At 46.6% G+C, this 8671-nt stretch carries 8 protein-coding genes and 1 riboswitch; of the genes, 3 read left to right on the forward strand and 5 right to left on the reverse strand.

Annotated features, from left to right (window positions below; translation table 11 throughout):
* On the reverse strand, positions 1-1616 hold a 1616-nt coding region (locus BMZ95_RS10235; RefSeq protein ID WP_225357389.1), incomplete at its 3' end, for a GH25 family lysozyme.
* Between the two features lie 215 nt (positions 1617-1831).
* A riboswitch (PreQ1 riboswitch) is annotated at positions 1832-1879 on the forward strand.
* A gap of 10 nt (positions 1880-1889) precedes the next feature.
* On the opposite strand from BMZ95_RS10235, the gene BMZ95_RS10240 reads away from it, so the two are divergent.
* Genes BMZ95_RS10240 through BMZ95_RS10250 form a run of 3 tightly spaced genes read left to right on the forward strand, consistent with a single transcriptional unit; the run spans position 1890 to position 3390 of the window.
* Positions 1890-2381, forward strand: coding sequence for a QueT transporter family protein (locus tag BMZ95_RS10240; RefSeq protein ID WP_046922309.1), 492 nt, complete (start codon positions 1890-1892; stop codon positions 2379-2381).
* A 20-nt stretch (positions 2382-2401) separates the two neighbouring features.
* On the forward strand, positions 2402-2629 hold the full coding sequence (locus BMZ95_RS10245; RefSeq protein WP_039122331.1) for a DUF2829 domain-containing protein: 228 nt from the start codon (positions 2402-2404) through the stop codon (positions 2627-2629).
* Complete coding sequence (locus tag BMZ95_RS10250; RefSeq protein ID WP_004563740.1) at positions 2626-3390, forward strand: 3-oxoacyl-ACP reductase; 765 nt, start codon at positions 2626-2628, stop codon at positions 3388-3390. The genes BMZ95_RS10245 and BMZ95_RS10250 overlap by 4 nt, the downstream gene beginning before the upstream one ends.
* 450 nt (positions 3391-3840) lie before the next feature.
* Here BMZ95_RS10250 and BMZ95_RS10255 read toward each other — a convergent pair whose 3' ends face one another.
* From BMZ95_RS10255 to BMZ95_RS10270, 4 genes are all read right to left on the reverse strand, one after another.
* On the reverse strand, positions 3841-5790 hold the full coding sequence (locus BMZ95_RS10255) for an FtsX-like permease family protein (protein ID WP_046922310.1): 1950 nt from the start codon (positions 5788-5790) through the stop codon (positions 3841-3843).
* A gap of 13 nt (positions 5791-5803) precedes the next feature.
* The gene (locus tag BMZ95_RS10260; RefSeq protein ID WP_046922311.1) at positions 5804-6550 is read right to left on the reverse strand and encodes an ABC transporter ATP-binding protein; all 747 of its coding nucleotides are present in this window, start codon (positions 6548-6550) and stop codon (positions 5804-5806) included.
* Positions 6551-6647: 97 nt separating this feature from the next.
* Complete coding sequence (locus BMZ95_RS10265) at positions 6648-7604, reverse strand: sensor histidine kinase (protein ID WP_046922312.1); 957 nt, start codon at positions 7602-7604, stop codon at positions 6648-6650.
* On the reverse strand, positions 7601-8275 hold the full coding sequence (locus BMZ95_RS10270) for a response regulator transcription factor (protein WP_046922313.1): 675 nt from the start codon (positions 8273-8275) through the stop codon (positions 7601-7603). Before BMZ95_RS10270 ends, BMZ95_RS10265 begins: the two co-directional genes overlap by 4 nt.
* Positions 8276-8671 lie beyond the last annotated feature (396 nt).

The following is an 8671-nucleotide window of genomic DNA, read 5'->3' on the forward strand; positions in this document are numbered from 1 at the left end:
TTATAATAGCAGGTCTTGCGCTGATCTGATATCCATTGGAACCCGGTCTTCATCGCGCCAGTGTTCTTGTCGAACAAGTACCACTTGCCGCCTATATGCTGCTGCCCCGTGACTGCCTTGCCCTTTGAATAATAGAACGTCTTGCCGTTGACGGTCTTCCAACCGCTGGAAGCCACCGGCTTGACGATTACGTTTGGCTTGCTTTGCGATTTCAATTCGCCGGTATTTTTGTCAAAGAGACATTTTGAACCGTCAATCGTTTGTTCGCCGAAAACCTTGTGACCATTCTTGTCGTAATAATATTTCTTTCCGTTAAGCGTCAGCCAGCCATGATGCATCGAACCGGTCGACGGATCGAAATAGCAATAATAATTGCCGATTTTTTGCGAACCGTATTGCATCTGACCGTTCGAAGCGTAATAGCAGGTTTTGTTTTGATCTGCAACCCACTGCAAACCGGTCTTCATTGCGCCCGTGTTCTTGTCAAACAAGTACCACTTGCCGTTGATGCATTGCTGGCCGTACTGCATTTGCCCGTTTGATGCGTAATAGCAAGTCTTCTTTTGATCTGCCACCCACTGCAAACCGTTCTTCATTGCGCCAGTGTTTTTGTCGAACAGATACCATTTGCCGTTGATCTGCCTTTGGCCGGTTACTGCATTTCCATTGACGTAATACCTGTTTCCGAACCAACCGTTTGAAACAGAAGTTGAAGGAGCATTCGTCAGCAAGCCGTTGAAGTCAGTCGAAAGATCGAGATTCCCGAACCACCATTTCCACGGCATCCGCGAGGTCGAAGCAAACTGCCATGCACCGTATCCTTGATTGCGCCATTGTCTTTCATAATAGCCGCCCCTTGAAGGCGTGAACGGATATTGAGCCAGCCACGTTCTGGACTTGCCGACCGTTGAAACGACAGCATCCCGATACTTGTAGCCAGCATAAACATAAACCGCATGATTGCGATAGCCGGCATTGTTCAATGTGCGCCAAAACGAATTAAGACCGTTTTTGACCTGATTGTTCAACGTTGCTCTGTCTTCCATATCCGCAAAAATCAGCGTATTCGGTCCAAGACCGAGCTTTCTCAGACAATCCGCCATGTGGTTGCCCTCATTCCAGCCGCTGCCGGAGTTGTTGAAAGTCGCATAATGATAAACCGCAACCTTCAGCCCTGCCTGAATGGCATTTCTGATCTGGTTTGAAGCAGCAGGATTAAGATAACCCCTGCCTTGCGAAACTTTGACGATTACCGTCTTGATTCCCTTTGCCTTGAGCTGCTTGTAGTCATTAAGCGTCAAGCCGCTCTGGTATGACGCAACGTCGATCGCATCCCCGTGCGTATAGCGTCCGTCGCCGATTCCGAAAACATCGCACGTGTCTGAACTTCGCATCAGATTTAAAAATGGCGCCTTGACTTCAGTATATTCTTTTGCAAAATCCGTTACTTTCCCCTGACTGTCGATTTCGACGTCTCGGCCGCTGGGAACCGCATTAGGCTGTACCGTCTCTGCATTTGCCGGAATCGTCATCAAGCATCCGGCAGAAAGAAACGTCATGAGACTAACAGCAAGTTTCGTATGCCGATTGGTGCTTTGTACTCTTTTTTTCGTCAATAAATAAATCCTCCCTTTTCAAAGACTGTCTCAATCTTAGGGGGCAAAGACAGCCTTTGTTAACCTGTAATCAACTGTAATACGCTATAATATGACTTATTTTAATACATCGTTGTGAACATTGCTTGAAAGTTATTGCAAAATACATCAAACTGTGCTTGAACAAAACTTGCAAAATGGCCTTTGCCTCTATATACTATATATTCGTGAGCAATCACGCGGTGGTTCGCAAACATCCCACCGTAATAAAAAACTAGAAACGAGGTTATCGTTATGTCAAATACTCAAAGCAAGGTCGCAAATCTCGCCAAAGCGGGCGTGGTTGCAGGCCTTTATGTTGCCATTACCTTATTGCTTGCACCGTTTAGTTTCGGTGCCGTCCAGCTGCGCCTGTCGGAATTGTTCAACAACTTGTCCGTGTTCAACAAGCGCTATATCTGGGCCGTGACGCTCGGATGCGCAATCGCCAACCTGACTTCGCCGCTCGGAGTGGTCGACGTCATCTTCGGTTCGCTCGGAACGCTCGTGATGACGAGTCTCAGCTACTACTTGACCCGAAACGTCGAATCCGTTCCGAAGAAACTTGCAATCTGCGTAATCATCTGTGCCCTCATGTCATGGAGCGTTGCTTTGGAACTTTATTTCGTAAGCAAGGCACCGTTTTGGATGACCTATCTGACGGTCGGAATCGGCGAACTCATTTCCATGGCAATCGGGGCCATCATCGTCTACGGAATCAGCAAAGTCGTTGACTTGACCGAATAATTCCGAAGAAAGGAACAAACATGACTTTTGAAGAAATTCTACCGCAGCTCAAAGCAGGCAAAAAAGCCGTCCGCACAAAAGGCTGGGGCGACTGTGAAGAATATGTCTTCGTCGTTTCCGGCGACACGCTGAACGGCGAAGAAATCAATCCTTATCTTATGATCAGAACCAAGGAAAAACCGGCGCTTTCACAATTTATGCCGACTTCATGCGACGTCTTGGCAGATGACTGGGAGATCGTTGAATGATGAAAAATTATCCGGAATTTAAAAACGTTTCAGTCATCGTCACTGGCGTTGCTTCCGGAATCGGGCGCGCTCAAGCGGAAAAATTTCTGCTCGAGGGCGCCTTTGTTTTCGGAGGCGACATCAACGATAACGAAGCAGTCAAAAACCTGAAACGACGTTTTCCGCAAACGTTTCGTTTCAAGCTCTGCGACGTCACCGAACTTGAACAAGTCAAGCAGTTTGCTGATGCGGCTCTGCATTTTCTAGGGGGATGCGAAATCTTGCTGAACACGGCCGGAATCCTTGATGCATATAAACCCACCTTGGAAACCGATGAAGAGTTGTGGGACAAGATCATGAACACGAACTTGAAGAGCATCTTTCGCCTGACAAATGCAGTGCTGCCGTCCATGCTGAAACAATCGCACGGTGTCATCATCAACATGGCTTCAATCGCAGGCATGGTAGCCGGCGGTGGCGGGGCGGCATACACGGCGGCCAAACATGCCATCATCGGCTACACCAAACAGCTTGACTACGATTATGCCAAAAGCGGCATCCGTGCCTGCAGCATCGCACCCGGCGCCATCAACACGCCGATGAATGCCGCCGATTTTGCAGGAGATGCTCACATGGCCAGGCAAGTTGCAGAAGAAACGCCAGCTGGCCGTTGGGCCAAACCTGAAGAAGTGGCAGAATTGACGCTGTTTTTGGCGAGCCCGCGGGCCGACTACATTCATGGCGCAAACGTCCCGATCGACGGCGGCTGGGTGGAAAAATAGATAATTTTGAGAAGTCGCAGCGTGGGAGCTGCGGCTTTTTTGTGCATATTTTGGGAGAGAGTGTTAGGGGCGGCAAGTGTTGGAGCTGCGGGGAGGCATTTGGGGCGGTGCAGTCTTGTTGGGATAGTTGCGGGAACTTAATTTGGCCGCCCTGATAGACTATTTTTCCAATTTTTTGGCCTACTTTCGGGGATGCGCGGACCATTTTTAGTGGTCGGTAGACAAATTTAAGGCATTTTGTTCGGTTTTTGTCTACTTTTGCCTCCGCGCGCTGGGATGCGCAATGGCATCCAGTTTCTGCTTATTTTTACGGACAAACAGCTCCAAAACAGCACTTTGTCCGTAATCACTTCTTGACGTACTGATTGAGCGTGTGCTGCATTTAAAAAGAATGGCTTCTTATACATCAAAAATCAAAAAAGGCCGCATCCCCATGCGGTCTTTTGCTCATCATCTGTTTACAATGTTTTCATAGACGTTTGTCGTCAGCTTGTAGACTGCCACGTATCCAAGGAACGTTACTGCTAAAGAAACAATTCCAAACTTGGTGAGCAGCAACTTGTCGTACATCGCCAAGAAGACCAGCATCTTCTGGATGGCCGGAATCGCAAAGCCGACGTTAACGGCCGCACCGATGATCGGGAGCATGAAGACGGTCAAAACCTGACTGTTGATGGCTGATTTTGTTTCTTCTCTGCTTAATCCGACCTGCTGCATCGTTTTGAAGCGATCGCGATCTGCGTAGCCTTCCGAAACCTGTTTGTAGTACATAACGACGACGGTAGCGATCAGCATGACGATGCTGACGAAGATTCCGATAAAAAGCAATCCGCCAAAAAGCTGATTGAACACTTCTGAAACCGATGGGCGATCCGCGAAAGAATCCATATAAGTTCCTTGGCTGTTTTTCTTTTTAACGATCGTCGTGAACTTGTTTTCCAGTCCCGTCGTATATTTTTTCAAGTCAGATTTCTTTCCGGAAATATCGTACCCCATTGCATAAAGCCATTTTCCGGAAATCTGCTCGCAAACCGTCTTGTCTTTTGCAAAAACGAAGATTGGCTTAAAGATTGTCCGTTGATAATCGAAGTAGAAGTCAAAACTGTCAATATGACGTACCTTGTAAGTTTTCCCCTTGATCGTGAGGCGGTTTTTGTCATATCCGCCCTTTGAAGAGCACATCAGAATCTCGTTTTTTGCCAAATGCACGTTTTGCTTTTGAATTCGGTTGTAATCGGCTACCGGCACTGCAAACAACTGATTTTCGGTGCTCATGTCAACTGTCTTGCTGACAGAATAAGTGCTGCCTGAAAAATTGCCATAAATTGGTTCTGTCATCATCATGTTGACGTATTTTCCGACCATGACATGATTGTCCTTTGCCTTGCTTTGAATCATCATTTTGTCGGAATGACTGATTGGCGTTTTCTTGGTCATCACCACGTCGTACGGATTGTAAAGCTTGAGCGTTGCTTCTTGCGAGAGGCGCAAGGTTCCGGTCGTCACGATTGCAACAAGCGCCGTCGTCAAAAGCAGGCAGATCGAAGCAAGACTTGCACCGTTTTGCTTCATTCGATAGATCATCCCTGAAACGGAAATGAAGTGATTGCGCCTATAATAGAAGTTTTTGTTTTTTCTGAGCATCTTCAAGAAAATGATCGAAAATGCGATGAAAACCAGGTAAGTTCCGATTACGACAAGAACAACGGCCAACATGAAGCTCGTGACGGCATCCATTGAAACTTTCATTCTGACTGCAATCGCATATCCGGTGCAAAGCGCGACAACGCCCGCAATTCCGAAGACCCATGAGCCGCGCGGTTCTTTTTCTCGCCTATTGGTTGCTTTCCACAAGTCAAGCGGGTTGACCGAGCGCAAGCGCCACAAATCGCCCAAGAGCAATATAAAATACACGGCTGCAAAATATCCGATGCAGATGATAGCTGCGACAGAGCTGAACACCGGCACATTCAAGCGTTCCATCTCAAGCAATTTTTTCAACCCGAGTCCGACGAATTTGACGAAAGTTGCTCCAAAAACAAGTCCCAGAAATGAGCTTGCGGCAAACATGATCGCATCAATGAAAAAAATCATTTTTCCAAGATCAGATCTTGTCATCCCCAAAATGCTGTAAAGACCAAGTTCGTGATTCCGACGGCGACTGACGATGCCGTTGATGTAGATCATGAAGAAGAAAGTGATTGCCAGGGTGAAGACAAGTCCGATGTTCATCAGCTGAATCAGACCGGATCCGTAATTTTGCTTTTCAAGACTTTTATTCGTCGTCATTGAAAAGAAAATGTAGTTGATTCCGACCAGCACTGCATTTGCCAAAAGGAACGGCAAATAAATCTGCAAGTTTTTGCTGATGGTCTGTCTTGCAAGTTTAAGTTTCAACATCCCTTTTTCCCCCTTATTCAGCCGTCAAAACGGTCATGCTGTCCGAAATCTTTTTAGCATAGTCTTTTTGCGACATGTCCCCGCGGTAAAGCTCGTGATAAATGATTCCGTCCTTGATAAACAGCGTTCTGTTGGCATAGCTTGCGGCCTGCGAACTGTGAGTAACCATCAGAATCGTCTGTCCCTGCTTATTGACTCTGTCAAACAACACAAGCAGGCGCTTCGTATTTTGAGAATCGAGCGCTCCGGTCGGTTCATCGGCCAACAGCAGATCAGGTTTCGTGATCAATGCTCTGGCGGCTGCCACGCGCTGTTTTTGACCACCGGAAATTTCGTACGGATAACGATCGAGCAATTGCTCAATTTCAAGCTCCTTTGCCAAAGGTTCAAGGCGCTTTTCCATTTCCTTATGCGATACTTTGTTCAAAACGAGCGGCAAAAAGATGTTGTCTCGATTGTTGAACGTGTCAAGCAAGTTGAAATTTTGGAAGACAAATCCCAAATGCTGACGTCTGAACGCTGCTTTTTCCTTTTCCTTGAGCTTTGACAGATCCTGATTATTGAGCGTGATCTGACCGCCCGTTGCCGTTTCAAGCGTTGCGATGATATTCAAAAGCGTCGATTTGCCGGCACCGGATTCCCCCATGATGGCAACATATTCCCCTTCTTCAACGCTGAATCTGATATCGCGCAATGCGGTAACTTGACTGTCCCCTTTGCCGAATGATTTACTGATATGGTTCAACACTAAAATACTCATTTTTCATCCCTCCTGTTTCATTACTCCTTTATTATAAAAAGATTCCCAACGCAATCATAGTTACATGTGCGACAGGAACCTTACAGTTTGTTATTTTTTATAAATCCAGAATCCGATTCAAATCCAGTCTGACAACGGTCCCCGCTCCCAGTTTTGAATCGACCGCAACGTCGATCTTCAAAAATTCGCTGACCCGTTTGACGATATAAAGCCCCATTCCAGTTGCGGCACCGTGCTTTCTGCCGTTTTCTCCGGTGAATCCTGCTTCAAAGATTTTTGGCAGATCGGATTGCGAAATGCCGATTCCTTCATCTTGGATGAAAAGCACGCCATCGTTGTACCCAATCATGATCTGCTGATGCGGAGCACTGTATTTGCTGGCATTAACCAAAATCTGCTCCAAGATGAATGACATCCACTTCTTGTCGGTCAAAAGCTTTTCATGCGGCACCGCCACGTCAAGCGTCAGGTTTTTGTCGACGAAAAACGTCATGTTTTCGCGCAAAATCTGCTGCACGAGCTCAAGCAGATCAATCGAAACGAACTCGATGTCATGGTTAAAATCTGACAAGCGCTCATAATTAAGCAACAGATTCAACTGATATTCGGCATTATCAACCTGCTTTTGCACGCGTGCGCTGTCCACGACATCCGCCGCATCGGCCATCAGCTTCAGTGCCGTCAGCGGCGTCTTCATCTCATGACTCCAGACGATCAGATAATCGTAACGCTCTTTGAACTCCTGCTCAAGTTTTTGCGCGCGCTGATTAAGATTGTCCTTTTCTTCACTCAGCTTGCGCAAGAATTCTCTTTCAACGAGCGTCCTGCCAAAAGATTCGTCAATATTGCCATTTTCAACGCGTCTGAGAATTCGAAACGTCCGCACGGTTTTAAAAAATGCAGCACCGACCGCTACGAGCCAGGTAAAACGCACGAAGTCGCCGAGCAAACTTAATTTCAAATCATAAAGCACGCAAAAAAGCGCAAAGACAGCCACGCAAAACAAATATACGATCAATGTCGACCAGCAGTCCGCCAAATATTTCTTGATCATAATTTTTCCTCCAAGCGATAGCCCTGGCCCCTGACCGTCGTAATCTGGAGCGGTCCTTCAAGAGTCGAAAGCTTGCCGCGCAACCTGCTCAAGTTGACGTTTAGCGCATTTTCGTCGATAAAGTTGTTTCCTTGCCACAATGCCGAAATCATTTTCTTCTTGCTGACCGTCTGGTTTGCATTCAGCATGAGCAGCTTCATGATCAGCCCCTCAGTCGGTGTCAGTCTGACGCTTTCTCCTTGAAAATCCAGATCGTTGGTCAACAAATTGAGTTCGCAGCCAAATTTTTCCAGACTCTTTTCCTGCACTGCATTTACACGGCGAAGCACGGCCTGAACCTTCGCCGTCAAAAGATCCATCGCAAACGGCTTGACCAGATAATCATCCGCACCGATCATCAGCGCCCTCACGGCATTTTGATCAAAATCGGCGGCCGAAATAAAAATAATCGGCACCTGTGAAAAGGACCTGATCTGCTGCGTCCAGTAAAAACCGTCATACATCGGAAGCGTAATGTCCATCAAAATCAAAACGGGATCGGCTTCCTTGACTTCCGCTATCATGTTGTCCCAGTCCGAAACGCCGGTCACGTCGTATCCCCACTTTTTCAGTTCATCATGAACGGACTGAATGATATCTTGTTCATCTTCAATAATAAATATCTTTCTCATTGTTTCCTCTTTGTTCCTCCACATGGGTATAGTGTACCACGGATCGAAACGTGCACGCTTGCTTTTATTATTTCTGGGAGTGCGGTTTTGGTACGGAAGACTGAGTCAGGTCTGTTTTCTGATCTGCACGCGCTGTCTTCGTCTGGTCGGTAGACAAATTTCAGGCATTTTAATCAATTTTTGTCTACTTTTGCCTCCGCGCGCACCGATTTCGGGGTTATGCCCGTATAATGGTGTAAATTGATAAAAAAAAGAGAGCCAAGTGCTCATCTCCCAGGTATAATTTAAATTAACCAAAAAAACTAAAAATACTAGGAGGATGAACAATGGCTCAATTAAATATTACCTTAAATCAAGAGGAAATTCTACAACTTCTTTCAAAGGATCACGATCAGG

The organism is Ligilactobacillus ruminis DSM 20403 = NBRC 102161 (genome assembly GCF_900113455.1).
GTDB lineage: Bacteria > Bacillota > Bacilli > Lactobacillales > Lactobacillaceae > Ligilactobacillus > Ligilactobacillus ruminis.